This is a genomic window from Streptomyces sp. NBC_01384 (genome assembly GCF_045040035.1).
GTDB lineage: Bacteria > Actinomycetota > Actinomycetes > Streptomycetales > Streptomycetaceae > Streptomyces.
In genome coordinates, this window is the sequence record NZ_CP109559.1 from 1,143,484 (window position 1) to 1,170,264 (window position 26,781).

General features: G+C 67.9%; 22 protein-coding genes and 2 pseudogenes. 11 read left to right on the forward strand and 13 right to left on the reverse strand.

The genetic code is table 11. The features are described 5' to 3' along the window. Window positions 1-31: 31 nt before the first annotated feature. A complete protein-coding gene (locus OG747_RS04945; protein ID WP_405878059.1) occupies window positions 32-1,102 on the forward strand; it encodes an NAD-dependent epimerase/dehydratase family protein in 1,071 nt (356 codons plus the stop codon). Continuing rightward, window positions 1,090-2,127 (forward strand): MraY family glycosyltransferase, encoded by a 1,038-nt coding sequence (locus OG747_RS04950; protein ID WP_405878060.1) that lies wholly within the window; start codon window positions 1,090-1,092, stop codon window positions 2,125-2,127. The genes OG747_RS04945 and OG747_RS04950 overlap by 13 nt, the downstream gene beginning before the upstream one ends. A 61-nt stretch (window positions 2,128-2,188) precedes the next feature. Here OG747_RS04950 and OG747_RS04955 read toward each other — a convergent pair whose 3' ends face one another. The 3 genes from OG747_RS04955 to OG747_RS04965 all read right to left on the reverse strand — a co-directional run bounded on the left by OG747_RS04955 (window position 2,189) and on the right by OG747_RS04965 (window position 4,918). Further along, a complete protein-coding gene (locus OG747_RS04955; protein WP_405878061.1) occupies window positions 2,189-3,199 on the reverse strand; it encodes an NAD-dependent epimerase/dehydratase family protein in 1,011 nt (336 codons plus the stop codon). After that, window positions 3,172-4,371, reverse strand: coding sequence for a glycosyltransferase (locus OG747_RS04960; protein WP_405878062.1), 1,200 nt, complete (start codon window positions 4,369-4,371; stop codon window positions 3,172-3,174). Before OG747_RS04960 ends, OG747_RS04955 begins: the two co-directional genes overlap by 28 nt. A gap of 286 nt (window positions 4,372-4,657) precedes the next feature. After that, entirely contained in the window at window positions 4,658-4,918 is a 261-nt protein-coding gene (locus tag OG747_RS04965) for a DapH/DapD/GlmU-related protein (protein WP_405878063.1), read from the reverse strand. Here OG747_RS04965 and OG747_RS04970 point away from each other — a divergent pair. Then, entirely contained in the window at window positions 4,838-6,154 is a 1,317-nt protein-coding gene (locus tag OG747_RS04970) for a glycosyltransferase (RefSeq protein WP_405878064.1), read from the forward strand. The genes OG747_RS04965 and OG747_RS04970 overlap by 81 nt on opposite strands. Before the next feature lie 114 nt (window positions 6,155-6,268). Then, window positions 6,269-7,573 carry a lipopolysaccharide biosynthesis protein gene (locus OG747_RS04975; RefSeq protein WP_405878065.1) on the forward strand — a complete coding sequence of 435 codons (1,305 nt, stop codon included), beginning with the start codon at window positions 6,269-6,271 and terminating at the stop codon, window positions 7,571-7,573. A 46-nt stretch (window positions 7,574-7,619) separates the two neighbouring features. Here OG747_RS04975 and OG747_RS04980 read toward each other — a convergent pair whose 3' ends face one another. The 3 genes from OG747_RS04980 to asnB form a co-directional block, all read right to left on the reverse strand. After that, window positions 7,620-8,465 carry a class I SAM-dependent methyltransferase gene (locus tag OG747_RS04980; protein ID WP_405878066.1) on the reverse strand — a complete coding sequence of 282 codons (846 nt, stop codon included), beginning with the start codon at window positions 8,463-8,465 and terminating at the stop codon, window positions 7,620-7,622. Further along, window positions 8,462-9,739, reverse strand: coding sequence for an O-antigen ligase family protein (locus tag OG747_RS04985; RefSeq protein WP_405878067.1), 1,278 nt, complete (start codon window positions 9,737-9,739; stop codon window positions 8,462-8,464). The genes OG747_RS04980 and OG747_RS04985 overlap by 4 nt, the downstream gene beginning before the upstream one ends. Window positions 9,740-9,937: 198 nt before the next feature. Next, window positions 9,938-11,857 (reverse strand): asparagine synthase (glutamine-hydrolyzing), encoded by a 1,920-nt coding sequence (asnB, locus tag OG747_RS04990; protein WP_405878068.1) that lies wholly within the window; start codon window positions 11,855-11,857, stop codon window positions 9,938-9,940. Between the two features lie 277 nt (window positions 11,858-12,134). On the opposite strand from asnB, the gene OG747_RS04995 reads away from it, so the two are divergent. After that, the gene (locus OG747_RS04995) at window positions 12,135-12,734 is read left to right on the forward strand and encodes a low molecular weight phosphatase family protein (RefSeq protein WP_405878069.1); all 600 of its coding nucleotides are present in this window, start codon (window positions 12,135-12,137) and stop codon (window positions 12,732-12,734) included. Between the two features lie 17 nt (window positions 12,735-12,751). Here the strand turns inward: OG747_RS04995 and OG747_RS05000 are convergent, their stop codons facing one another. Together OG747_RS05000 and OG747_RS05005 are read right to left on the reverse strand one after the other, a co-directional pair. Beyond that, entirely contained in the window at window positions 12,752-14,215 is a 1,464-nt protein-coding gene (locus OG747_RS05000) for a DUF4012 domain-containing protein (RefSeq protein ID WP_405878070.1), read from the reverse strand. 406 nt (window positions 14,216-14,621) lie between these two features. Further along, entirely contained in the window at window positions 14,622-15,512 is an 891-nt protein-coding gene (locus OG747_RS05005) for an LPXTG cell wall anchor domain-containing protein (RefSeq protein ID WP_405878071.1), read from the reverse strand. A gap of 1,471 nt (window positions 15,513-16,983) precedes the next feature. On the opposite strand from OG747_RS05005, the pseudogene OG747_RS05010 reads away from it, so the two are divergent. Both OG747_RS05010 and OG747_RS05015 read left to right on the forward strand, forming a co-directional pair. Beyond that, window positions 16,984-17,184, forward strand: a pseudogene (locus OG747_RS05010) (DUF779 domain-containing protein); the annotation flags it as partial. A 99-nt stretch (window positions 17,185-17,283) separates the two neighbouring features. Then, window positions 17,284-18,513 carry a phosphodiester glycosidase family protein gene (locus OG747_RS05015; RefSeq protein WP_405885452.1) on the forward strand — a complete coding sequence of 410 codons (1,230 nt, stop codon included), beginning with the start codon at window positions 17,284-17,286 and terminating at the stop codon, window positions 18,511-18,513. 2 nt (window positions 18,514-18,515) lie between these two features. Here OG747_RS05015 and OG747_RS05020 read toward each other — a convergent pair whose 3' ends face one another. The 5 genes from OG747_RS05020 to OG747_RS05040 all read right to left on the reverse strand — a co-directional run bounded on the left by OG747_RS05020 (window position 18,516) and on the right by OG747_RS05040 (window position 22,977). Continuing rightward, complete coding sequence (locus OG747_RS05020; RefSeq protein ID WP_405878072.1) at window positions 18,516-18,710, reverse strand: hypothetical protein; 195 nt, start codon at window positions 18,708-18,710, stop codon at window positions 18,516-18,518. A 308-nt stretch (window positions 18,711-19,018) separates the two neighbouring features. After that, window positions 19,019-20,104 carry an acyl-CoA dehydrogenase family protein gene (locus OG747_RS05025; RefSeq protein WP_405878073.1) on the reverse strand — a complete coding sequence of 362 codons (1,086 nt, stop codon included), beginning with the start codon at window positions 20,102-20,104 and terminating at the stop codon, window positions 19,019-19,021. Continuing rightward, a complete protein-coding gene (locus OG747_RS05030) occupies window positions 20,101-21,282 on the reverse strand; it encodes an acyl-CoA dehydrogenase family protein (protein WP_405878074.1) in 1,182 nt (393 codons plus the stop codon). Before OG747_RS05030 ends, OG747_RS05025 begins: the two co-directional genes overlap by 4 nt. Next, entirely contained in the window at window positions 21,279-22,256 is a 978-nt protein-coding gene (locus OG747_RS05035; protein ID WP_405878075.1) for an NADPH:quinone oxidoreductase family protein, read from the reverse strand. The genes OG747_RS05030 and OG747_RS05035 overlap by 4 nt, the downstream gene beginning before the upstream one ends. Before the next feature lie 127 nt (window positions 22,257-22,383). Continuing rightward, a complete protein-coding gene (locus OG747_RS05040) occupies window positions 22,384-22,977 on the reverse strand; it encodes a helix-turn-helix domain-containing protein (protein WP_405878076.1) in 594 nt (197 codons plus the stop codon). Between the two features lie 68 nt (window positions 22,978-23,045). On the opposite strand from OG747_RS05040, the pseudogene OG747_RS05045 reads away from it, so the two are divergent. The 4 genes and pseudogenes from OG747_RS05045 to OG747_RS05060 form a co-directional block, all read left to right on the forward strand. Next, window positions 23,046-23,192: pseudogene (locus OG747_RS05045) on the forward strand (thioredoxin reductase); the annotation flags it as partial. A 44-nt stretch (window positions 23,193-23,236) separates the two neighbouring features. Beyond that, window positions 23,237-24,775, forward strand: coding sequence for an ATP-dependent DNA ligase (locus OG747_RS05050; RefSeq protein WP_405878077.1), 1,539 nt, complete (start codon window positions 23,237-23,239; stop codon window positions 24,773-24,775). Then, window positions 24,772-25,236: an NUDIX domain-containing protein gene (locus OG747_RS05055; RefSeq protein WP_405878078.1), complete on the forward strand. Its 465-nt coding sequence runs from the start codon at window positions 24,772-24,774 to the stop codon at window positions 25,234-25,236. Before OG747_RS05050 ends, OG747_RS05055 begins: the two co-directional genes overlap by 4 nt. A gap of 126 nt (window positions 25,237-25,362) precedes the next feature. Then, entirely contained in the window at window positions 25,363-26,757 is a 1,395-nt protein-coding gene (locus tag OG747_RS05060; RefSeq protein ID WP_405878079.1) for an NADP-dependent succinic semialdehyde dehydrogenase, read from the forward strand. Window positions 26,758-26,781 lie beyond the last annotated feature (24 nt).

The following is a 26,781-nucleotide window of genomic DNA, read 5'->3' on the forward strand; positions in this document are numbered from 1 at the left end:
ACCCCACCCGAAAACCTGGAGTGAGGGCGTGATGGAACGTCAGAAGTACCTGATCACCGGAGGAGCCGGCTTCATCGGCTCCCATCTCGTCGATGCGCTGGTGGCACGTGGTGAGCCAGTCGTCGTGCTCGACGACCTCAGCACCGGACGCCTGGAGAACCTTGCAACGGCACGCGAGCAGGGCCACTTCCAATTCGTCCACGGCTCGGTGCTGGACGCGCCGCTCGTCGACAAGTTGATGCGTGAATGCAGTGTTGTAGTGCACCTGGCGGCGGCCGTAGGCGTGAAACTCATCGTCGAACAGCCGTTGAATTCCTTCACCGTCAACACCAAAGGCGCCGAGACCGTCATCGGGTCTGCTCATCGGTATGACCGAAGAGTAATCCTCGCCAGCACGTCGGAGATCTATGGCAAGAACTCGTCCGGACCGCTGAAGGAGACCGCCGACCGGATCCTGGGGAGCCCCTCTGTCCCCCGGTGGTCCTACAGCACTGCCAAGGCGGTCGATGAGATCCTCGCCGAGCTGTACCGCCGGGAGTACGGACTTCGCTCCACCATCGTGCGGTTCTTCAACACCGTCGGTCCACGGCAGAGCCCCGCGTACGGCATGGTCATCCCGAGATTCTCCCGTCAGGCGGTCCGAGGAGAACCCCTCACTGTCTACGGCACCGGCTTGCAGAGCCGCTGCTTCCTCCATGTCGCGGATGTGGTCGAAGCGCTCTTGCCGCTGATCGACCTCCCAGAAGCCGTAGGTGAGACCTTCAACATCGGCAGCGACGAGGAGATCACCATTCTGGATCTGGCGGAGCGGACCATCGCCCGCGCCAAGAGCACTTCGTCCGTGCGCCGCCTCTCCTACAGAGAGGCCTACGGACCTGAGTTCGAAGACATGGAGCGTCGGGTCCCCGACACCACGAAACTCAGGGCCTTCACAGGCTGGCGGCCGCGGCGGAACCTCGACGACGTGCTGGCGGACGCCGTCGCGGACGCGCAAAGTGAGCTGGGACAGCAGGCGGGCGGGCTTGTGGCCGAAACTCCGGCCCAGAGAAAGAGGGACACCCCCGCCGGTCGGACCGTGCTGGCGGGTCCATGTTCGGTCTGAGTCCGTGGCTGGCGTCGGCGATCGTGGGACTCGGGGCTCTTCTCATCGCCGCACTGCTGACCGAGCCCCTGCGGCGCCTGGCCCTGCGCCGCGGATACACCGACCAGCCGAACGCACGTAAAGCCCATGTACATCCCACGCCTTATCTCGGCGGCGTCGCGGTCGCGGTCGCCACCCTGGGCTCCGCCGGTCTTGCGGCACTCGCGATGAAGGAGTTCGACGCCGCGGTCGGCGTCATGCTCATCAGTGCCGCGCTCATCGCCGTTCTCGGCCTCACCGACGACCTGCGTCAGCTGAGTATTCGCTTCCGTCTCTGCGTCGAGGCGGCGGCGGCCTTGATGGTGGTCCTGTGGTGTGGTCATCCCGATGCCTTCGGCACCTGGCTCGACGTCGTACTCGCCGTCGGTTGGATCCTCTTCACCACCAACGCGTTCAACCTGCTGGACAACATGGACGGGGTGGTATCCACGGTGACCGCGATCACCGCGGGATTCCTCTGCTGTGCCGCCCTCTCCGCCGGTCTGGCCGGCACCGCCCCGGTCATGGCCGCCCTCGCCGGGGCCTGCGCGGGCTTCCTCTTCCACAACTGGCATCCCGCGCGGATCTTCCTCGGTGACGCGGGCTCGCTCTTTGTGGGCTTTCTGGTGTCGTCCTTCACCGTGACTCTGCACCAGGGCGACGCGGCCCATTCCGGGTACACCAGCCTGCTGTTGATCACCCTGGTGGTCACCGCGGACACCGGCCTGGTCATGGTCGCGCGACGCAGGGCCGGCAGACCGGTGCTGCAGGGCGGCAGGGATCACATCGCCCACCGGCTCCGGCGCCTCGGATTGACTGTCCGTCAGGTTGCCCTTGTGATCGGCGCCTTCGCGGCCATGACGTGCCTGACAGCGGTGCTCGTCATGCTTGAGGCCTTCCCGCAGACCACCGTGCTGATCACGGTGGTCGCGGTGACCGCCGTGGTGTGGGGCCTGCTCCTGAGAGTCCCCGTGTACTCCGTTGCAGGAGGGGAGGGACAGAACTGAGAGAGGGACAGAACTGAGGGGAGCCGCGGTGAGACACCGCGGCTCCCCTCACCTGTTTCCTTCAGCCCACTTCCACCGGCAGGGGCCAGCCCGCCGGCGCCGCCGCGTACTCGGGCAGGGTACGGAACCAGCCCACCGTCTCGGCCAGTCCTCGGGCCAGCGGCACTTGGGCGACATCGGGGAAGAGACTGCGCAGCAGACCGTCCGCGGCCTGGGAGTGGCGAACGTCTCCCGCCCGCGCCGCCTCGTACCGGATGTCGGCGGGCACCCCGACGATGTCCGCGAGCTGCTGGGAGAGGTCGGTGACGGGCACGCGCGTACCGAAGGCCAGGTTCACCGGACCGGGGCACGTGACCTTGCGCAGGACCGCGTCGGCCAGCACCTTGACGACGGTCCCGACATAGGTGAAGTCCCGCGTCTGCAGGCCGTCGCCGAAGATCCGCACGGGTCTGCCGCGCAACAGGGCATCGACGAAGGCCGGGATCACGGCGGCATAGGCATGGCCGGCCGGCTGCAACGGCCCGTAGACATTGAAGAACCGGAACGCCAGAACCGGGAGATCGAACGAGGCACCGTATGCAAGGACATAGGCCTCGGTGGCGAGTTTGCTCGCGGCGTACGGGCTCAGTGGCCGGGTCGGCAGATCCTCGTGCTTCGGAAGCGCGGGGACAGCTCCGTAGACCGAGGAGGACGAGGCGGCGACCACCGGGATGCGTGCACGCCGGCATGCCTCAAGGACGTTCACCGTCCCGGTCGCGTTGACATGGTGACTGGCGACGGGGTCGGCCAGCGAGCGTGGTACGGACGGCCGGGCCGCGAGGTGGACGACGGCGTCGGCTCCGGACACCAGGCCGTCGAGAAGATCGGCGTCGAGAATGCTGCCCTGGACGAGTTCCGCGTCGACTCCTGTCAGGTTGTCCGCGAACCCTGTGCTCAGATCATCAAGAGCAACGACCTTCCCCACGGACGGACGCGAGGCCAATTCTCGGCACAGGTTGGCCCCGATGAATCCGGCGCCTCCGGTCACAAGAACGTTCAATGTGCTCACCTTTCGGATAGGGGTGCGGGCCACCAGCCCCGGGCCACGGCGATGGAGGTGTAGAGAGCTTCCGTGTCGGCCACCAGACGCTCCGCGCCGAAGCGCTGAGCGGTCGACGCACGGGCCCGAGCGCCCATCTCCCGGCGCAGTCGCTCGTCACCGAGCAGGCGCACTGTGTGCTGGGCGAGTTCCGCGGTCGAAGGCCCCGCCAGGAGCCCCGTCTTTCCGTCGTCCACGACCTCGCCGACGCTGCCCACGTTCGTTGCCACCGCCGGCAGCCCCGCCAGTCCGGCCTCGATCAGGCTGACCGGCATGCCTTCGTTGTCGGAGGTGAGCAGCACCAGGTCGGACGCCGCGTACACGGTCTCCACGTCCGCGCGCCAGCCCAGCAGATGCAGCGAAGCACCGAGCTCGGTGACCGCCGCCGGATCCGGCCGCAGGTCGCCTTCTCCACACACCACGAAATGCGTCTCGGGTACGGCACGGCGTACCTCCCGGGCCACGGCGAGAAAGCGGTCGGGCCGCTTGATTCCGGTAACGCGCCCCACATAGGCCACCACAGGGCAGTCCCGTGGCAGTCCCAGCAGGCGCCGGGCTTCCGAGCGCCCGGGCGCCGCCGCGAGTCTGGTGCCGGGCGGCACGACGGCGTACTGCCCGGCCTTGCCGACACCGGCGGCGAGTAGGTCGTCCCGTACCTGGCTGCCCACGGCCACCAACCGATCGGTGAGGCCTGCCAGAGCGCGTTCGGTCTGCACCACGACTCTGGTCTTCGCGGGGGAGAAATACCCGTGCAGGAGATGGCCGTGAAAGGTGTGCACCCTTGAAGGGACACGCGCCAGCACAGCCGCGGTCCGCCCCAGTGCGCCGGCCTTCGCCGTGTGCGTATGGACGATATGGGGCCGAAATCGCCGTATGGCTGACACCAGTTCGGGAATGCAGCGCACATCATCCGTGGGCCGCACGGCCCGGCCGAGCCAGTTGAGCCGATGGACCGGCAGGTCCGGTGCCCGCTGATCCAGATAGTCGGCCTCACCCGGTCCCACACATCCGGTGATGAGGCGATGGTCGAATCGTTCGACATCCAGCCCTCGCATGAGAGCCGAGACTTGGACGGCCGGACCACCGATATTCATTCTTGTGATGACTCTCATCACGCGCAGGCGGGGAATGCCGGAACCCGGGGTTCGGTGCGTGGCGGTCGACATATGCCAGATATTAAGCGGAGCCCTCTTCAGTATCCGTCAAGGCGCGGCACATATGCCCGTCGTTTCGGGTGACACTCCCGAAGACATTGATAGGCCGCGGGAAGGATGCGGAGGTAGGCATTCGGAAGCTCGCTCGCTGGACACGAATACCGAAAGATCGGCTCGTTCACCCCGCGCAGACCGAAGCAGCCGTCCTGGGCCGCTTCGCCGAGTTCGTCGGCGCGTTGGTGGGAATCTTTGGACTTCTTCCCGTTCGGGCGGCGCGCGCCTGCCCACGACTGATGCTTCACGCCTGCGCGCGAGCGCGGATCACCCTGGCCGGATTTCCCGCCACGACCGTTTCTGCAGAAACGTCCTTGGTCACCACGCTTCCGGCCCCGACGGCAGCGCCACGGCCGATGGTCACCCCCGGCAGCACCGTCACCCGGACTCCTAGAAAGACGTCCTCTTCCACGACGATGTCGGCATGTACCGGGAACGACTCACCTCGACTCTGACACGCGGATGCGATGCCTTCAAAGTCACGGCACTGGCCAATACATGGCATACGCTGTGCCACCACATCCACGATGCGCAGAATAAATGGGTTGTACCGCACATGCCATTGACTGACGAAACGCCGGCACCCCTGCCTCCGACAGCCAGGGGACCCGGGCCGAGCCAATATCCTTCGCGTGTTTGCCTGTTGATCGGCCAGCTCGGCCTTGGCGGCGCAGAGAAACAACTCGTCCTGCTCGCCCGCGGGTTGAGCGCCCGAGGCATCCGGACACATCTACTGGTCATGTTTGAGAAAGGACCACGGGAGGAGGAACTCCGAGACTCCGGCGTGTCCGTAGTGGAACTCGGGTTCGGGCGCCGGTCCCCCCTGTGGAAGTCATTCGTCGGCAACGCCCGCGCCTTCGCGCGCTTCGTGGCCTTCCTGAGGAAAGAAAGACCTCAGGTTCTGCAAGCCTTCCTGATGCATGCCTACTTGATGGCTGCTCCCGCCGCCCGGCTGGCGCGCGTACCCGTGCTGGTGGCCGGGCGACGAAGTCTCGGCTTCTTCAAACAGGGACACCGCCTGGCGCTTGCGCTGGAGCGGGTAGCCACACGATGGACCGACTTCTTGGTCGCCAACGCCCAGGCAGTCGCTGATGACGTCCGCAGTGACGAGGGTGTACCCGAGGCGAAAATCGCCGTCATTCACAATGGGATGCCTCAGAACGAATTCGAACCCGTCGACCCGGCCGAAGTCGACACCTTGCTGCCCGTCGTGCTGTGCGTGGCCAATCTCGCTCCGCACAAAGGGCATCGATACCTCCTGGAAGCCTGCGCGACACTGCGGCGCACTCAAAACCCCTGCACACTTGTCCTCATCGGCGACGGTCCCGAGCGCTCCCGGCTGCAGCAGATGGCCGACCGTCTGGAAATCGACGCTCGTTTCCTCGGCGCCCGTACCGACGTGGCTGGGTTTCTCGCCCGGGCTGACGTGGTCGTTCTGCCCTCTCTCTTCGAGGGATCAAGCAATGCGGTCATGGAGGCCATGGCAGTCGGCCTGCCGGTCGTGGCCACAGCGGTGGGCGGCACCCCAGAACTTCTTGAGGGACGCGGGGTGCTGGTCGCGCCCGCTGACGCGACCTCCCTCGCCAACGGACTTCACCAGGTACTCGGCGACCAGGAAGCAGCCGCTGCCCTGGGACGGCGGGGACGCGAGTGGGCCATGGCCAACCTCACGGCCGACGTCATGGTGGACCGATACGTTTCTCTCTACCGAAAGCTGCTGGAGGGCCGATCTTCGGCGTAGTGGGAATGACGTCCCAGCTACGGGCACCGGCGTGGTGCGAACCGTGGCACCGCACTTTTGCCGACCGGCCCCCTGTGGGGCTGCGCGGCGCCGCCCGAGAGGTTCTTCAACACAGTGGCTGACCGCAGGCCGCAATTCGTCTGGATGCTGGTAGCCCGCACGGGCTCCCTCGTCATGGGCATTCTCGCCAGTGTCATCGTGGCCAGGGCGTTGCCCCCCGAGGGGCGCGGGATCTATTACATGGCAGTCACTTTCGCCAGCGCCGCTATGTCACTGGGCCATCTGTCCGTTGAGCAGGCACAGACAGCCATGTGGTCGGACAGAGCGAGACGAGCGTCCCTGAACGCCAACAGTGTTCCGTTGGGTCTGTTCGTCGGTGCCGGTGCCGCCGTCGTGGCGATCGGGGTGGGCCTTGTGTTCCAGGGGCGCGGCAACATTCCCGATGCCTGGCTACTGGCCACGGCCTGCGCGGGCGTGCCTCTGGGTATGGGTGTGCTGTACGCGACCAACATCACCATCCTGCGCGACCGTACTCAAGTGGCGGGATGGGCGATGCTGGCAAGTGCGGGCGTTCAGTGCACGTGCCTGGTCTCTTTCGGCGTGACCGGACGCCTCACGGTTCACGCGGTGGTTGTCATCTGGGTCGTATCGATGGCGGTGTCCCTGGCCGTACTGGTCGGTGCGGGCGGAGTCACCGTTGGCCGGCCGAACCTGGGTCTCGCCGGGGTGACATGTGCCAAGGGATTGCGGATTCATGCCGGTTCGGCGGCGTCGTACCTGCTGCTCAGATCGGACGTGTTCTTGCTCAACGCCTTGGGTGGCCCCCGCGAAGTCGGGATCTACACGCTCGCGGTGACCCTCGCGGAACTCAGTCGCTTGGCTGTCGACGTATTCGCACAGGTCACGATGTCCCGCCAATTCGACGACGACGTAAGTAGTTCCGCGGTGGTCACGGCGAGGATCGTCCGGCTCATGGTTCTGCTGGCCGTTGCGTCCGCGGTGACGACGGTGGCCGCAGTGTCAGCTCTGATCACGCCCCTGTACGGTCATGCGTACGCGGAAACGGCCCCGCTCGTCGCCTGGCTGATCCCCGGAGTTCTGCTGCTGTCGGCCAGCCGGCCCGTGGCCACCTTCCTGCTGCGCCTCCGGTCGTCGCGCATCGTCGTACTGCCGTCGCTGACCGCCCTGATGGTGAACGTCGGGCTGAACGCTGTACTGATTCCCGCGCGGGGTGCGGTCGGCTGCGCGATCGCCTCCACGGTGGCATACGCAGCACTGGTCGCTTTCCAGGTGACGTGCTTCATCCGGATGAGCGGAATCCCGTGGCGGCAGCTGCTTCCGACGAGCTCCGAGGCAAGGCAGTTCACGACGGGGGTGAAACGTCGTCGCAAAGAATTGCGCATCGGCCAGGTTCCATGACCGAAGGGGTGCGCCTGACAAGCCGCGGAGCTCTGGGCCGATCGGTTCACCCGCCGGTGCTGTCACCAAGGGTGAACACGAACTCGTTGCAGCCGATCCCGCCTCTGCATGTCTTCAAGTGACGCATCTCGAAGCCACGCTCCCGGCAGAAGGAGAAGACTTCCTCGGGTGTGGCGACCTCAAAGGGATACCCTCCCACCCAGTCGACGAGGTCGTGCTTGCGGGACATGCCCCGGGCTCGGCGAACGGTCCCCCTTGCGGGGTCCCTCATGGTCCGGGTCAGCCGCAGCATGGCACGCAGCGGATAGTTCCTGCCCAGATAGAACAGACTGCCGGTGAGCAGCAGACGGCGGGCGACGGCCCCCGACATGTTGTAGCGCCGTTTCACCGAAGTCCAGATCCGGCTCTCCGCTCCTTGGTCGTTGTAGATCGACACGTACAGGGTTCCACCAGGCGCGACCAGCCCGCATGCGGCCTCCATGGCCTCCCAGAGAGCGCCGGTGTGATGCAGCACTCCCCAGGAGTAGACGATGTCGGCCTGATCCACCTGCTTCACGAACTCCGCGTCCAGGATGGAAGCGCAGCAGATGGTCCAGTCGCTGTCCGGTGCGAATTCCTCACGCACCTTCTCAGTTGCCCTCACCGAGTCGGGGTCGTAGTCGAATGACCGTACCCTCGCCCCCATGCGCAGGGCCGCCAGGGAGAAGAGACCGCTCCCACAGCCGATGTCCAGAAAGGTCCGCCCGGTGAGATCGGTGGTTCCGAGAGCCGACTCCAGCGATCTCCTGGCGATGGTGATGCGTTCCTCGTCGATCAGCTGACCGAATTGACGCCAGTTCTGGCCGAAGGCAAATCGTCGGCCTTGGCTAATCTCGGCCGTGCAGTCGATCATTCAGCTTTCCTTACGTGGGGAAGGGCGACGGGTGAAGGTACTGTTTTCCTGTGCGAAGAATGGGCGAGCAGGCACCCCAGGGAGACCCAGAAGGGAGCGGAAACAAGGAGGTCGGTAAGGGTGTTGGCGAAAAGCAGGCCGACCGAATAGGCCACTCCCAGCGATTGGAGAATCGCGTGGTCTGCAGCGTACCGCCGAGCGAGTCCAAGCCACAGCAAAGCCACGAAGAGGACGAGCGCCACAATTCCGGCCTCGGCTGCCAGCCTCAAGTAGTCGTTGTGGGTGTTGATGTAAATACCCAAGATGGACGAGGTCCGGGCGTAATCGGGGAACATTCCATACCCGATGCCGCGGAACGGATGGTCGAGCGCCACACGCACGGCCAGCAGAGCAGCCTGCTTCCGCACCTCGGTGTTCGCGGTGAGTTCGGTTGACGTCCGACTTCCTGTCAGATCGTTTTCCACCGAGTCCAGGGTTCCCGGGAGCACCAGGGCAGCGACAAGGATCGCCAGCGCGATGAGTACTTTGTGCCGCAGCAGACGGCCGGCGAGAAGAACACTGGCCAGCCCCGCCGCGGCCGCCAGAAAGGCCCCTCGGGATCGCGTCTCCAGGAGTGCGGCTGCGCAGACCAGTGCGGGCAGGAGCCACACCCAGGAGCGGTTGAGCCGCACCAGACCGACTGCCGCAACAAGGGAGAGCGCCAGCATGGCACCCACATAGTTGGGGTTCAGACCAAGACCCGTCAGACGGTCGGCCGCATACTCCCCCTGAACGATCAGAGACACCGCGACACCCGCTCCCGAACCGGCAACGACCCGCACAATGTGTCGAGGATCAGGAGGCGCCAGGATAGAAGCCACGAGAAGGCCGAGCCCCACCAGCAGGAGAGCACAGGCCTTCCACGGCTGTTCAATGGACAACTGCTCCTGCGGCAGCAGGTAACTCGCCGTGACCGCGAAGGCGGTGAGCATGATCAGAGCGAGATCGACGCGCAGGTGCAACCCGTTCAGCGCGATTCGGAACAGCAAGAGAGCGACGGCACCCATAACCATTGCCGGCAGCGTGGTGCCGCCAGGATCGACGACGGCGACTACCGGGATCAGCCCGAGCAGCATCAGCAAGGCCAGGTCCGGGCGCGGCCAGACCAGCAGGGCGAAGCACACCGCCGCCGCCGCGGCGGCTGCTGCGTCGTGAAAGAGCACCAGGTACACGGTGACCGGCCCCGCGGCCGCAATACATACCCAGCTGGTGACGACAGTGGAGAGCGATCTCATTTTCCGCCTACCAGATTGACCATCACTCATCTTCCGTGGAACCGTCGACAAGGAGACACCTCAAGCCAAGTACCCCATCAATACCGGATAAATGGATCGAGAATGTCCAACCTGGCCGACCTCTGATCCGGACGGACCGAGCCCAGCGCTGAACGATGAAGCTGATTGCGCCCGAGGAATTATCCGCTGCGGCCGGGATCAGCCGATGTGTCGCAGAGGCTCTCCGTCGACCGACGGCGGACCGGACAACGGATGGTCGACAAACCTACGGTGCCAGAGTTCGAACTGCATCAGTGCCCACAGCTGCCTTGCATGATTCTGGCCGGCCTCGTGTTCCTCCAGCAGGGCTTTCACCGCTTCAGGCCGAAAGAATCCTCGAGACCTCGCCGTCCGGTCGGTCAGGACGTCCCATGCAAGGTCCCTCAGTTCGGTACGCAGCCAGTGGCCCAGCGGTACTCCGAACCCCTGTTTCGGACGGTGCAACACCTCATGGGGAAGCCAGCCCTGCAGTGCTTTCTTGAGCAGGTACTTGGTTGTACCCCGCCGCACCTTGAGCTCCGAGGGCAGCCGCGCCGCCCACTCCATCAGGTGATGATCCAGGAAAGGCGACCGCGCCTCCAGCGAGTTGGCCATGGTCGTAATGTCCACCTTCACCAGGAGATCTCCTGGAAGGTAGCTGTTCACGTCCACATCCATCAGCTGGTTCAGCTGACTGTCCGCACGCGAGGCAGAGAATGCCTGGGTCATCAGGTCGTAGCTGTCGATTCCGAACAACTCCGCGCGCAGCCAGTCACTGTAGAGGTTGTGTTTCTGCTCCGGCGTGAAGTACGACATCAGCCGGGCGTAGCGACGCTGCGGAGTCTCGCCCAGCATGGTGAGGGCGTGACCGGCTCTCCGCCGGTGCGAGCAGGCAGGGCTGCTCTCGAGGAGTGAGCGTCCCAGGCGTCCGAGGCCCGGCTGTGCAGCCCTGTGGACCCGGAGCCGTCCCACCCGGGCCATGAGGGCGTAGCGGGTGTAACCGCCAAAGGACTCGTCACCACCGTCACCGTTCAGGGCAACCGTCACATGCTGGCGGCTCAGCTTGGCAACATAGAAAGAGGGAATGGCGGACGAATCAGCGAACGGCTCGTCAAAATACCACGCAAGGGTGGGCAAGATGTCCAACGCGGATGTCCCCACGACGAACTCATGATGATCGGTCCCATACCGCTGCGCCACCGCCCGAGCATGCGCCCGCTCGTCGAATTGAGCGTCGTCGAAACCCACAGAGAATGTCTTCACGGGGTCCGCGGAAATCCGCGCCATGGCGGCGACGACGGCGGAGGAGTCGATGCCGCCGGACAGAAAAGCGCCCAGGGGCCGCTCCGCCACCATGCGGATTCGCGTGGCCTCAAGCAGGAGTTCACGGGTCCGTTCGACTGCCTCCTGCTCACTGGTGATGGCGGCCGGGGAGAAATCAAGTGACCAGTAGCGCCGCACATTTACCCGGCCACCTTGCCAAGTCAGAAGATGTCCGGGTGGCAGTTTACGGACTCCATCGAAGATCGACCACGGTGCGGGTACGTATTGGTATGTCAGGTAGTGGTGGAGGGCGACCAGATCCACCTCGCGGCGGCTCGGAGACACGGCGCTCAACGCCTTGAGCTCGGAGGCAAAAAAAAGCGAACCCGCGGCGTCCTGGTAGTACAACGGCTTCTTGCCGACTCGGTCACGCGCCAGCAACAGCCGCCTTTCGTTCGCATCCCACAAGGCGAAAGCGAACATGCCGCGCAGACGGTGAACCAGGTCTTCACCATGTTCTTCGTACAGGTGGACGATGCATTCACTGTCACTGTTCGTGCGGAATTTGTGGCCTCGACTCAGCAGGTCACTGCGCAGTTCCGAGAAGTTGTAGATCTCACCGTTGAAGACTGCGACCACACTGCGGTCCTCATTGAAGACGGGCTGGTTTCCTCCGCTGACGTCGATAATAGCCAGTCGCCGCATGCCGAGTGCGACTTGGTCATCGGTGTAGAACCCTTCACCGTCCGGTCCACGGTGAGAGAGGATGTCGCACATCTCTCTGACGGTTGCCGGATCGGTTGACGCCGTTGACACCATGCCCGCTACGCCGCACATCAGCCCTCCTGTATTTCGCGACACGAAAATCGAATGGACCGCCGTGCCGAAATGCGGAAGATCCTCTCGAATGCTTGCGCGCTCGGTTCACGGCACCTCCCTGCGCCGGGTGACAGTGAGCGCGGGATCGCGTCCTACCACCGCACCATACCGATGCAAACGGTACATAGAAGGCGACTCGCAGGGCGGCGGCGCCATCGGGGCAGGGCCCACGCCCCCGGAAGGAGTCACGTCCGGGTTCCGGAAGATACAGGGGGTTTTGGGGTAATACTGGACCGTGCTCGATTTCAACCCTTCCCTCGTTGCCCCGCGCATGCCTCAATTTCGGGTTCTCACGGTGTGTACCGGCAATCTCTATCGGTCTCCTCTCGCCGAGTGCCTCCTGAGAGGGCTGCTCGCCACTGCGGGGGACGCGATCCATGTGAGCAGCGCGGGCACAGCAGCCGTCTCGGGTACGGCAATGGCGGGCGAGGCTGCATCCGTCATTGCCGGACGGGGTGTGGGTTCCGGCGGGTCGGTCCCCCGACGGCTGACCGCCGAGTTGGTCGAGAGCTCGGATCTGGTGCTCGGGGCCGCGACGGAGCATCGCGAGGCCGCCGTACGTCTCTCCCCTGTGTGGGCTTTGTCCCGGGCCTTCAGCCTGCGTGAGTTTGCCCGGCTGGTGAGGGCCAAGGACGCGGCAGGGGTGGTGAATCCCGCTGCACGGTTGGCCGCGCTCGTCGAGGGTGCGGCGGCTCGGCGCGGTGCGGCCGGCTCGGACGCGGTTGATGACGACGTGCAGGATCCGCTGGGTGCGAGCGCGGTGGAGGTACGGGAGTGCGTGGCGCGCATCGAGGCGGCGGTGGAACGGATCGCCACCGTGCTGCTCGTCGGCTGAACCGAGGCGTTGTCCGCTCAGCCTCCGTGGCACCCCGGCAAAGAATGCATCGTGGCCCGCAGCGGGCGCGCCAGCCGTTGCTGCAGGACAGTGGGCGCGTGGTCGGCCGGGGGCTCCAGCAGGTGCAGCGTCACCGTGCGACTGCTGCCCGCAGGTACCTCGACGTCGAACGTGTACACCGGATGTCCTCGCTCGACGCCCGGTGACATGAGTGCCTTCTTCCCGTCGATGGTGGCCTTGACCAGCTTCGCCCCCGCCGTCGCGTAGTAGGAGACCAGCAGGCGATTGTCACCCTCACGGGTCACATAGGGCGGCTTGTCCAGACGGTCGGTGACATAGGTGGGAAGCCCTGAGGACGGTGCACGGTTGGCGAGGACCGCCTTGACGGTGACCTCCCGGCCGGTGGCGGTGCAGCGGCCGGGATTCCAGTCCAGGGTGCGGTCGAGGTAGTAGTCGAGCTTGGTGCCGGCGGCGTTGTTGACCACCAGCCCGGCGTAGGGGGCCTCGCTCTGCGGCAAGGAGCCGCCGAACGGGCGTGATTCCAGCTCCCGCTGCTCGTCCCGGTGGGCGCTCCAGACGGTCATCTGCCCCTTGCCCAGCACCTCGTACAGCCCGGCGAGCAGCGCGGGCCGCCGCTGGGGATCTCCGGCGGCGAACAGTAGCTGCCCGGCCGAGGCTCGGGCCACGTCCAGCAGGAAAGCCTTGCGCGCGCGTGAGTCCTGGTACTTCGCGTAGTTGGTGCGCTCGCTGAGATCCACCACATTGCCCGCGGTGACAACTGTGCCGTCGGTTGTGCGCGCCGGTCCGGAGGCTGCGAGCAGCCGGGCCAGTACGCCCGGATCGAGTGAGAGTACGCCGTCGACACGCTCACCGCTCTTGTCGAGCCAGGCGGCCGACCAGATGCGCGCGGCGTAGGGGAAGTGGGGGCTCATATTGGAGTTGGGCCATGTGTTCACCGCGTCGTTGCGTCCGTACATGGCGGCGAACTCGGCACCGAGGTCCGTCTTGGGACGAGCGCTCGCCATGTCGGTGTCGCGTCCGAACTCCGCCAAGGCCAGCACACCCTTGCGGGCTGTCAACAGGGCATAAGCACCAGGCATTCCACCCGTTCCACGCGCCTCCGCGGGGTTCTGGAACACCACGAAGTAACGCCGCGGGCTGTCCTCCCCCAGCATCAGCGGCAGGAGGCGGGCGCCGATGGCGGCCTCCTGAACCGCGGGTGCCATCCGGTCGAGCCCGCTGAGGAGTTGGTCCCGGGCCCGGTCCACAGCGGGCAGCCAGGTGCTGGGGGGCAGCGCACGGGCCTCCGAAAGAGCCACGGCCATCTGGTGCGAGACCCGCTCCAGAATCGGGGCCGCCTTGCGCAGTTCGGGGAGGTTCAGGTGCCCGCCACCGGTGCCGGCGCCGCGCGCGAGGTTGTCGGCGGTGCGTACGACGGCGGGCAGCCCCTCGCCGGTGAGCTCGTCGGCACTCTTGGCCATACCGCGGACGGTCTGGAGGGGGCTCCCCAGGGCTGGCAGATGCGCGGCCATAAACCATGCGGGGCCGGTGGTGAGCCAATGTGCCCGGGCCGCGTGTGCCGCGGCGGATCGGGCCACTGCCTCAGCGCGGGCCGGACGGGCTGTGGCGCCCCCCGCCGACGAAACCGGTGAGATGGACACCGTTATCGAGTTCCGCAGCGTTTCCATGTCGTCCCGGGCCGCGAGCAGCTCGCTGCGGGCGTACAGGCCCGTGACAATGACCCAGCCCAGACCGGTGAGGAGAAGGCCTGCGGTCGCCCACATCAGCGGCCTGGCGTGACGGCGATTCCGTCCCACCAGGCCGCTGAAAGAGGACAGAACGGCACTGTCCGAGAGGTTGCGGACGGTCCACGGCATCGCCGGCCTCTCAGCCTCGCTCAGCGTCAGTACGCCGACGCTTGGCGATCACCAATGTCCCGCCACCGAGAAGCAACAGACCACCTGCCGCGGTGAGCAGCGCCACGGGTGCGTCCGAGGAACCGGTGTCCGCGAGCCTTGGGGGGCCGTCGCCACGGGCTGGGTCGTGGTAGCTCCCGTTGTCGCCATGACCGGGCCGGTTGTGGCTGTTGCCGTGGCCGTTACCGGACCCACCATGGTCGTTGCCCGACCCACCGTGGCCGTTACCGGACCCACCATGGTCGTTGCCCGACCCACCATGGTCGTTACCGGACCCACCATGGTCGTTGCCCGACCCACCATGGTCGTTACCGGACCCACCATGGTCGTTGCCCGACCCACCATGGTCGTTGCCTTGGCCGTCACGTTCCACAGTCACCCGTACGGTCAGCTTGAGCCTGGATGACCGGCCGACGACCTTGAACAGATAGGTGCCCCGTCGGATCTCCTTGGGGATGGTGACCGTTCCCGTCACGATCCCATTGGCATCGGCGATGAAGGTGCCGAGCACACATTCGCCTCCGCCTTTGCCGCCTTTCCTTTCCTCGTCACCGCACCGCGTGCCCGTCATGACGGACGGCACGAACGCCGGTGATGTCCTCCGTACGGCCGCCGTAGCCGCACGTCCACCACCGCCACCAGCCAGCCGGACGAGGCTGACGACAACCTGCTCGTCCCGCTGGTAGCCGGTGGCGGTGAAGTTGATCGGGTCACCGGGGGACACGGAGTTGTCGTCGATCTCAAGCCCCGGGGCTGGTGGATACGCGGCGAATGCCGGCTCGGCGGCCACCAACGGAGCGGCGGCGACCAGGCCTACGGTGGTGGCGGCCAGGGCGACACGCCATCTGGAACGTCTGAGCATAGGGATCCGGCTCCTTCAGAAGGTGCTGGGTGAGTGATGGTGCTTTGTTGTCGGTGTGGGGAAGATACGAGCGGCGTGTGCCGGACAGGCTGTGAGGCATTCCTGTTTCAGTCCCTGGCCGCGCGCCGATCCATACGGCCAAGGCGTAAGGGGGCAGCCCGACGATCGCGACCGGCCTCCGCGCGATGTGAAATCGGTCCACGTTCGTGCGCTCAAAGGAATAATGGTGGCGTGGGCGGACTGTTCCACCGTCGGTATCACCTCTCCCGACATCGCGCCGATCGTCCTTGCCTCGGTTACCAGTGCCCCAGGTCATGCACATTGCCGATTCCCGATTCGAACGACTTCTGGGCCACGAGTCATCGGGAACCAAGGCCACCGACCGGAATCAGCTATGAAGATCCATACATGAAGATCCATAGACGTGGGGGTCTCCGGCTAAACAGACTCACCGTTGCACTCCACAGACGGCGGAGTGGCTGCACTCATATGGCCCCTCAACGCCGACCGCTGGGCGCCGCGCTTCGAGCTGAGCCCCGTTTGGCGGGCTCAGTATCCATCTCCGGGCCCCTTCATGGAATTCACCGTCACAAAGTGACCGAGCCCTCGGGACCGGTCCTCGATGAGGCCGGGACGGTACTGCATCCGCTTGAGCCGGTCATTTTCCGGCGCGTACGGCGGCAGTTGGTGGACGGTCAGCCATAATCGCCGGCGATCAGCTCACGCATCGCATGGCTGGCATGCGTGTTCAAAATCCCGGACCAGGATGGTCGGGCCGCCGAGTTGCCGGTGGGCGGCGTCCAGGAGCCGGTCGTAATCGGTCCCGGTGAAGCTCTTGCGTCGGACCTTGCGGGACCGCGGTCGATGTGTGCGCGCCAGATCAGCCGTGCCCGCGGCGGTCACCGCACCACCGGAATGCCGGCCGCCTTCATCGCCGAGTAAGCCCGGGCGCGGTGCCGGGGGTTACGGGAGCCCAGAGGGTGGAAATCTTGTTGCCGCGGTAGCGATACCGGGTGACCGGGATCGCGCTGACCTTCCGCAATTCGATCCCGTCCGGACTAGCCGCCACGAGGGCAGGCCGTCTCCGACGCACACTTCGCCCGGCGGGCGGGCTTCCGCGGAGCGCGGTTCCGGGGCCGGGCGGTGTTCGCGGCGTCGGTGTTCCAGAGCGCGTGACACGGGCTGCTCGTCTGTACGGATGCACGGACGAACTGTGGGTGCCCGGTGCCGTGTTCGTCATGCCGCTTTGCATCAACATCGCGGCGAGGAGGGTCGACGTGAACCGGATGCGGTGCGAGTCCACCACCGCCTTTCAGCTCCGGTACGCGGCCGTGTCCTGCGGGACGCGGTGTCGGTGTCGGTGTCGGTGTCGGTGTCGGTGTCGGTGTCGGTGTCGGTGTCGGGCGAGCCGATCACCCTCGCGCGCGAGGGGGTGCCGTTCCTGGCCGGTACTCAGCAGTTGGAGGACGAGATGCCTCGCGAAGAGGGCAGTGTGAGCGTCCGCCCTCCCCCTCAGGGGCCAAGAATCTCCGCCCCTCCCTGGCCTCCCTCGCCTCCCTGGCCTCTCCGACAGTACGAGTTGTGGAGCCACACGCGGCTGATCTTCGACGTCGTGCCGGGCCGCGTCAGCGGCTTCTCGCTGGAAGCACTCGAAGGAGTGCGTTTTCTCATCCGTTCCCGCGTCGTCGACGTCCAGGCACCGCGGGGGCTGCCGCCGTCTGGTGCAATCCCCCTGAATCCAAAGTCAGTTGACGAGACATCAGGGGGCACGATGACACGTCGTGGCAGACGCTTCAGAACGGTACTGACGGTTCTCGCGGCATGGAGTGCGCTGACCGGTGCCCTCGTCGGGGCGGCACCGGCCGGGGCCACCAAGACAGCCGCCAAGGCCATCGCCCCTGGCGTCGCGTACACGGAGCTCGACATCCGGGCCGCCAAGGGTGTGACGCACGCACATGTGCTGAGCGTGGATCTGAGCAACCCGCGTGTGCGGGTCGATCTCCTCCACCCCGCAGCCGTGGCGTCGCGCGCGCCCGTCTCCCGACTGGCCGACGCGCAGGGGGCCGTCGCGGGCGTCAACGGCGACTTCTTCAACATCACCGAGACCCAGCATCCGGGGGTCGAGGCCACCGACGCGACCGTGGGCCCGGCGATCGCGAGCGGGCGCCCGCTGAAGGCGGCGGTTCCGAACGGTCAGCGCTTCGGCCCTGCCCTGCCGCCCGGCACGACCACGGAGAACGTGCTCGGCGTGGGCCTGGACGGCCGGGCCCGGCTGGACAGCGTGGCCCTCGGTGGATCCGTGCTCAGCCGCGAGGGGAAGTGGCCGCTCGGAGGGCTCAACCAGTACGCGCTGCCGGAGGGTTCCATCGGCGCGTTCACCGCGGACTGGGGCAGCGTCTCCCGGGTGCGGGCCACCTGTGGCACCGACACCGACCGGGCCGCGCCCTGCAGCGCGGACACCTATGAGGTGACGGTCCGGCACGGCCGGGTCGTGTCGTCGGCCACCACACCCGGCAGCGGGACCATCGCTGCCGGCACCACCGTCCTGGTGGGGCGCGAGGCGGGCGCGCGGCAGCTGCGCAAGCTGACGAAGGGGCAGGTGGTCCGGATTCAGCACTGGCTGGTCGCGGCCGCCAGCCGGATCCGGTACCGCTTCGCGCTCGGCGGCTACCCGGTCCTCACCCACGGCCGACCGCTGCCCGGCCTCGACAACACCACCTCCGCCGTACGGACCGCCGTGGGCATCGCCAACGGAGGGCGGCGTCTGCTGCTCCTCGCCCTGGACGGCGCGCCCGAGTACCGCAGCGGTCTGACCATCGCCGAAGTTGCCCGCGCCATGCGACAGTTGGGCTCCATCGACGCGTTCAGCCTTGACGGCGGCGGTTCCACGACCCTGGTCGCCCGGCAGCCGGGCGCGGGCGCCGTGAGCGTCCTCAACCACCCCAGCGGTGGCGCCGAACGCCCGGTGCCCAACGGCATCGGCGTGTTCTCACACCGCTGACGTCAGGGGCGCAGGCTGCCCACAATGTCCGCCGTCGCCGTGAGCCCGTTGGTAAGGGTCGGCGCCATCTGCGTGCTCGACAGATAGAAACCGAGCAGCACGCAGACCACCGCGTGCGAGGGCTTCAGCGCACTGTTGCGCACAAAAACCACCACGAGGATCAGGAGCAGTACCACCACAGAGATGGAAATGGCCATCGTCAACCTCCTCCGCCACGTCGACACCGCGGCTTTCGGCCGCAAGTGTCGCGTAGCGGAGGGTTCGTCCGGGCGGCTGACGTGTCCTCCGAACGTGTGGTGTCTACGCCCACCCGTGCACCCCATAGTGCGCCTGTTCGTGCGCCCCTCCCTACACCCCTTCATGTGCGTCGAGGAACGCTTCGAGTCCGGCGAGGTCGTCGGTGTTGAAGTAGTCGACGTCGGCGGCCAGCAGTTCGCCCCACTCGTCGGAGCAGGGCGCGCCAAGAAGCCCGCCCCAGGTGGGGCGGGCTTCTCCCGGAGACGGGTCAGGGCGCCTGGAGATCCACCAGTCCGGCCAGCGCCTCCCGGTGCGCCCCCGCCGTGCCGTACGCGATCGAGTCCGCCTTCGCCCGCTTCAGGTACAGGTGAACCGGGTGCTCCCAGGTCATCCCGATGCCGCCGTGCAGCTGGAGGGCCTCCTCGGCGGTGTGGACGGCGACGGGCGCCGCGTACGCCTGGGCGACGGCGACCGCCACGTCGGTGTCCGCGCTGCCGGTGGCGAGTGCGTCGGCGGCATTGCGTGCGGCGGCGCGCGTGTTGACGACCTCCAGCCACAGCTGCGCGAGCCGGTGCTTGAGCGCCTGGAAGCCGCCGACCGGACGGTTGAACTGCTTGCGGTCCTTCAGGTAGCGGACCGTCTCGGTCAAGCACCAGTCGGCGATGCCGAGTTGCTCGGAGGCGAGCAGTCCGGCGCCGGCCCGCAGAGCGCGTCGTAGGGCGGGTTCGGCGTCGCCGAGCCGGCGCGCCCGCACCCCGTCGAAGGCGACCGTCGCGAGCGGCCGGGTGAGGTCCAGGGACACCTGGGGTGTGACCGTGACGGCGTCCCCGTCGACCGCGTACAGCCCGCCGTCGTCGGCCGGAACCAGCAGTACGTCGGCGACCGCCGCGTCCGCGACTCCCGTCAACTCTCCGTACAGGAGACCGTCTTCGTTCCGTACGGTCTTGTAGGCACCGCCCGGCGCCACGGACAGCGCGACCGCCAGCGCGCCGACCGTCCGGCCGGACGCGAGCCCCGCCAGCAGTTCGGCGGTGTCCTCGCCCGTACAGGCCAGCAGCGCCTCGGTCGCGACGACGGCGCTCGTCAGATACGGCACCGGCGCGACCGCTCGCCCGAGCTCCTCCAGGACCACGGCGACTTCGCGGTGCGTGGCGCCCTGGCCGCCCTGCGCCTCGGGCACGAGGAGGCCCGCCAGGCCCATCCCGTCCGAGAGCGCCTTCCACAGCTCGGGGTCGTACGGTGTGTCCGACTCGGTGCGGGCGATGACACCCGCCGCGTCGCAGTGGTCGGCGAGGAGGCCGCGGACGGCGGCGCGCAGCGCCTCTTCTTCCTCCGAGTACAGGAGATCAGTCATCGCGCGAGGTCCTTCCAGGCGACGTCCTTGTCGGTGCGCGGCTCGGAGGGCAGTCCCAGCACGCGTTCGGCGACGATGTTCAGCAGGACCTCGCTGGTCCCGCCCTCGATGCTGTTGCCCTTGGAGCGGAGGTAGCGGTAGCCGGCGTCGCGGCCGGTGAAGTCGACCAGTTCGGGCCGGCGCATCGTCCAGTCCTCGTACAACAGGCCTTCCTCGCCAAGGAGTTCGACCTCCAGGCCACTGATCTCCTGGTTGAGTCGGGCGAATCCGAGCTTCATCCCGGAGCCCTCGTGACCGGGCTGGCCCGCCACGAGCTGCTGGCGCAGCCGCTCGCCGGAGAGCCGGGCGACCTCGGCCTCGACCCACAGCTTCAGGAGCCGCTGGTGCAGATCGTGGGTGCGCAGTTCGGGACGCTCACGCCAGGTCTTGGAGACCGGGCCGATCATGCCGCCCTCGCGTGGAATGCGCATACCGCCGATGGACACGCGCTCGTTCATGAGCGTGGTCTGCGCGACCCGCCAGCCGTCGCCGATCTCCCCGAGCCGGTGCGCGTCGGAGATGCGGACGTCGGTGAGGAAGACCTCGTTGAACTCGGCCTCGCCGGTGATCTGGCGCAGCGGCCGCACCTCGACGCCCGGGTCGGTCATGTCGCAGATGAAGTACGTGATGCCGCGGTGCTTGGGCACGTCCGGGTCGGTGCGGGCGATGAGGATGGCCCAGCGGGCGAGGTGGGCGCTGGAGGTCCACACCTTCTGCCCGTTGACCACCCAGTTGTCGCCCTCGCGGACCGCCCGCGTGCCGAGCGCGGCCAGGTCGGACCCGGCGCCCGGCTCGCTGAAGAGCTGGCACCAGACCTCCTCGCCGACCCACAGGGGCCTGAGGAAGCGCCGCTTCTGCTCCTCCGTGCCGAAGCCGAGGATCGTCGGCGCGGCCATGCCGAGGCCGATGCCGATGCGCCGCGGGTCGTTGTCGGGTGCGCCCGCTGCCTCCAGCTCGGCATCCACGACGGCCTGGAGGGTGCGCGGGGCACCGAGGCCACCGAGGCCCTCGGGGTAGTGCACCCAGGCGAGTCCGGCGTCGAAGCGGGCCTTGAGGAAGTCCACCCGACCCGTGGTCGCGGGCGGATGAGCCGCCAGCAACTCCCTTGTACGGTCGCGCAGTTCGGCTGCGTCGGTCATGCGGCGGCTCCATTCTCCAGAGAGGGCACCACGGCGACCCGGCCGGTGGTGACACCGTCGGCGACCCGCTGCACGGCGGCAGCGGCGCCGCCCAGGGGCACGCGCTCACTCACGAGCGGCTTGATGGCCCCGCGCGCGGCCAGCTCGGTGAGCTGCTCGTGGCAGTGCTGGATCAGCTTGGGGTTCTTGGTGCCGTACAGGCCCCAGTGCAGGCCGAGGATCGCGTAGTTCTTCACGAGGGCGTGATTCAGGGCCGGGCTGGGGATCGACCCGCTGGCGAAGCCCACGACGACGATCCGGCCCTCGAAGGCGACGACCTTGGCGGACTGGGCGTAGGCCTCACCGCCCACCGGGTCGTAGATCACATCGGCGCCCCGGCCGCCGGTGGCTTCCTTCACGGCGGCGATGACGTCCTGCGTACGCCGGTCGATGACGACGTCGCAGCCCAGCTCCCGTGCCACGGCGGCCTTGTCGGCCCCGCCGACGACCCCGATGACAGTGGCCCCGGCCGCCTTGCCGAGCTGTACGGCGGCGCTGCCGACGCCTCCGGCGGCCGCGTGCACGAGCAGCGTCTCGCCTGCTTCGAGACGAGCCCGGCGGTGCAGGCCGAACCACCCCGTCTGGTAGCCGATGTGCAGGGCGGCCGCCTCGGCGTCGTCCAGGGCGTCCGGCGCGGGCAGCAGGGCTGCGGCGTCCGCGACGGCGTACTCGGCGAAACCGCCGTACGGCAGCGCGGGGTTCGCGAGCACCCGGCGCCCGTCCTCGGTCTCGCCGCAGATCTCCACGCCGGGCGTGAACGGCAGCGGCGGCCTGACCTGGTAGTGCCCGCGGCACATCAGCGCGTCGGGGAAGTTGATGTTCGCGGCGCGCACCTTGAGCAGGACCTGACCCTCACCGGGCACCGGACGCTCCACGTCCTGGAGCTGCATCACCTCGCTCGGTTCGCCGAGCTGGTGCACTTGCCATGCCTGCATGCGGGGCCTCCACGGGACTGCTCTGTCTGACCGGGGTCGATCGCATACTAAGCGGTCGCTTGCCGATCAGGGAACAGTCGCGTACGTCACGGAGGAGTCGAGGCGCGCCCGGAAGCCCCAAGACCCCTCACGAGCGGGCCGGACGCGCCCTGACATGCATCCGTTCCCCCTGTGGCCCGAACAGGCTCAGGAACTCCACGGGCCCCTCCCCCGTCGACCCGAACCAGTGCGGTACGCGCGTGTCGAACTCCGCTGCTTCCCCCGGCCCCAGCACCACGTCGTGGTCGGCCAGCACCAGCCGAAGCCGCCCCGACATCACGTACAGCCACTCATAGCCCTCGTGGGTCCGGGGGTCCGGGTCGAGCTTGCGCTGCGGTTCGAGCACCTTGTACGCCTGCAGTCCGCCGGGCTGGCGGGTGAGCGGCCAGTGCGTGCGGCCGCCGCGCACGATCGGCCGGGCACGTACGCGCGGGTCGCGCACCGGCGGCGCGCCGACCAACTCGTCCAGCGGCACCTCGTGGGCCCGGGCGATCGGCAGCAGCAACTCCAGGCTGGGCTTACGCAGCCCCGACTCCAGGCGCGACAGCGTGCTCACGGAGATGCCGGTCGCCTCGGACAGCCCGGCGAGCGTCGCGCCCCGCTCCTTGCGGATCCGTCGCAGCCGTGGCCCGACTTCGGCCAGTACCTCATCCACCTCGTCCGTCTGCGCGTCCTCGCTCATGCTCACATTGCAGATTCAGCAATGCCATTTGTCAATGTGGCACTGGTCGGGTGACCGTCTCCATGGAGGTGGTGCCCGGCGTCTGGGCGGCGGGCAACGCGGTCGGCTTCGCCGAGCAGATCGTGAACGCCGCGGGCGCGGGCTATCGCGCGGCGGCCACCCTCAACGGGGAACTGCTCTTCGCCGACCTGGACGCCGCCGCAAGCCCGCGCTGAACCGCCCGGGTGTGGACCGCGCCCCTCCGTAGCACCATGGCTCCATGCTGTTCGCCCGGCTCGCCCGTGTGTCCCAGGAGGTCGCCGCCACCTCGGCGCGCTCCCGGAAGATCGCCCTGCTCGCCGAGCTGTTCCGGGACGCCGAGGCGGACGACGTGCCGATCGTCATCCCGTATCTGGCGGGCCGCCTCCCGCAGGGGCGGCTCGGCATCGGCTGGAAACTGCTCAGCGGGCCGGTCCCGCCCGCGCCCGAGCCCTCGCTCACGGTGCGGGAAGTGGACGCCCGGTTGACGGAGATCGGCACGGTCACGGGCACCGGCTCGCAGGCGCAGCGCAAGCGGTTGATGGACGAGGTGCGGACGGCGGCCACCGAGGACGAGCAGCGGTTCCTGTTCGGGCTGCTCACCGGCGAGGTGCGGCAGGGCGCGCTGGACGCGGTGGCCGTCGAGGGGCTCGCCGAGGCGACCGGCGCGCCCTCCGCGGACGTGCGGCGGGCGGTGATGCTCGCCGGGTCGCTGCAGACGGTGGCGCAGGCGCTGCTCAGCGACGGCCCGGCGGCCCTGGACGGCTTCCGGCTCACCGTCGGCCGCCCGGTGCTGCCCATGCTGGCGCACAGCGCCGCGTCGGTCTCCGAGGCCGTCGAGAAGCTGGGCGCGTGTGCCGTCGAGGAGAAGCTCGACGGCATTCGCGTACAGCTGCACCGCGACGGCGACGACGTACGGATCTACACCCGCACCCTCGACGACATCACCGACCGGCTGCCGGAACTCACCTCCGCCGCGGTGGAGGTGAAGGACACCCGGTTCATCCTGGACGGCGAGGTGATCGCGCTGGACGAGGACGGGCGGCCACGTTCCTTCCAGGAGACAGCCGGACGGGTGGGCTCGCGGGTGGACGTGGCCACGGCCGCACGGAGCGTGCCGGTCTCCCCCGTCTTCTTCGACGCGCTGTCCGTCGACGGGCGGGACCTGCTGGATCTGCCGTTCGCCGAGCGGCACGCGGAGCTGGCGCGGCTGGTGCCCGACCCGATGCGGGTGCGTCGCACCCTTGTCCGCGGCCCCGAGGACATCCCCGAAGCGGAACGGTTCCTCGCCGACACCCTCCGGCGCGGCCACGAAGGCGTCGTGGTCAAAGCCCTCGACGCCCCCTACAGCGCGGGGCGGCGCGGGGCGGCGTGGCTGAAGGTGAAACCCGTGCACACCCTCGACCTGGTGGTCCTCGCGGCCGAGTGGGGCCACGGGCGGCGCACCGGAAAGCTCTCCAACCTGCACCTCGGGGCGCGCACCGCGGACGGGTCCTTCGCGATGCTCGGCAAGACCTTCAAGGGCATGACGGACACGATGCTGGCCTGGCAGACCGAGCGTCTGCGGGAGCTGGCCGTCGAGGACGACGGCCACATGGTGACCGTACGGCCCGAACTCGTCGTGGAGATCGCGTACGACGGTCTGCAGAAGTCCACCCGTTACCCGGCCGGCGTCACCCTCCGCTTCGCCCGCGTGGTGCGCTACCGAGACGACAAGTCCCCCGCCGAGGCCGACACGGTCGAGACACTGCGCGCCGCGCACCCGGAGGTGGCCCCATGAGCGGGAAGCGCAGCGCCGGACTGCTGCTGTACCGGCGCACCGACGGCGGCCTGGAGGTGTTGCTCGGCCACATGGGCGGCCCGTTCTTCGCGCGGCGGGACGCCGGGGCGTGGACCATGCCCAAGGGCGAGTACGAGCCCGACGAGCCCGCCTGGGACGCGGCGCGCCGCGAGTTCCGGGAGGAGCTGGGGCTGGCGCCGCCCGACGGGGAGGCCGTCCCGCTCGGCGAGGTCACACAGACGGGCGGCAAGGTCGTCACGGCCTGGGCGATCGAGGCGGACCTCGACCCGGCGACCGTGGTCCCGGGCACCTTCGAGATGGAGTGGCCGCCGAAGTCGGGGCGACGGCAGGAGTTCCCCGAGCTGGACCGGGTGAAGTGGTTCGGCCTGGACCGGGCGCGGGCGGTCGTCGTACCGGCGCAGGCGGCGTTTCTGGACCGGTTGGCGGAGCACTCGGCCTGAGGAACGCGCCGCGTTGCGCCGCACCGCGCCGCGCGGGAGGGTCGAGAAACAGCCCACTTCAAGAGGACAGTCTGTTTTAAGAGGACAGTCCGTTTCAGGAGAACCGCCCGCTTCAGGAGGTCGGCCATGCCCATCGCCACGGTGAACCCGGCGAACGGCGAGACGCTCAAGACGTACGACGCGCTCGGCGCCGAGGAGATCGAACGCAGGCTCGCCACGGCCGAGAGCACGTTCCGCGTCTATCGCACCACGTCCTTCGCCGAGCGGGCCCGGCTGCTGCACAAGGCCGCCGACCTCCTCGACGAGGAGCGGGACGACATCGGCCGGGTGATGACCACGGAGATGGGCAAGCCGGTCAAGCAGGCCCGTGCGGAGGCCGCCAAATGCGCGAAGTCGATGCGCTGGTACGCCGACCATGCCGAAGAACTGCTCGCCGACGAGGAACCCGCCGCCTCCGACGTGAAGGACTCCGGCGCCTCCCGGGTGCTGGTGCGCTACCGGCCGCTGGGCCCGGTGCTCGCCGTCATGCCGTGGAACTTCCCGCTCTGGCAGGTGGTCCGGTTCGCCGCGCCCGCGCTGATGGCGGGCAATGTCGGCCTGCTCAAGCACGCGTCGAACGTGCCGGGGACCGCCCTCTACCTGGAGGACCTGTTCCGCCGGGCGGGCTTCCCCGCGGGCTGCTTCCAGACGCTGCTGATCGGCTCGGGCGCCGTCGAGGACATCCTGCGCGACCCCCGGGTCAAGGCCGCGACGCTGACCGGGAGTGAACCGGCGGGGCGCGCCGTGGCGTCGGTCGCCGGGGACGAGGTCAAGAAGACGGTGCTGGAGCTGGGCGGCAGCGACCCGTACGTCGTGATGCCGTCCGCCGACCTCGACCGGGCCGCGAAGATCGCCGTGACGGCGCGCGTACAGAACAACGGACAGTCGTGCATCGCGTCCAAGCGGTTCATCGTGCACACGGACGTGTTCGACGCCTTCGCCGAACGCTTCACGGCGGGCATGAAGGCGCTGAAGGTCGGCGACCCGCTGGACGAGGACACCGACGTCGGCCCGCTCTCCAGCGAGCGGGGCCGCGGTGACCTGGAAGAACTCGTCGACGACGCGGTGGAGAACGGCGCGACCGTGCTGTGCGGCGGCGAGCGCCCCGAAGGTTTCACGGAGCGCGGCTGGTACTACGCGCCGACCGTCCTCACCGGCATCACCCCCGAGATGCGCATCCACCAGGAGGAGACCTTCGGGCCGGTCGCCACGCTTTATCGCGCCGCCGATCTGGACGAGGCGGTGGCCCTCGCGAACGACACGCCGTTCGGGCTGAGTTCGAATGTCTGGACGCGCGACGAGGCCGAGGTGGACCGGTTCGTACGCGACCTGGAGGTGGGTGGCGTGTACGTCAACGGGATGACGGCGTCCCACCCCGCGTTCCCGTTCGGCGGGGTCAAGCGGTCCGGCTACGGGCGTGAGCTGTCCGGGCACGGAATCCGCGAGTTCTGCAACATCACCACGGTATGGCAGGGGGCGTAAGCGTTCCACAGCTACGATCCCCCT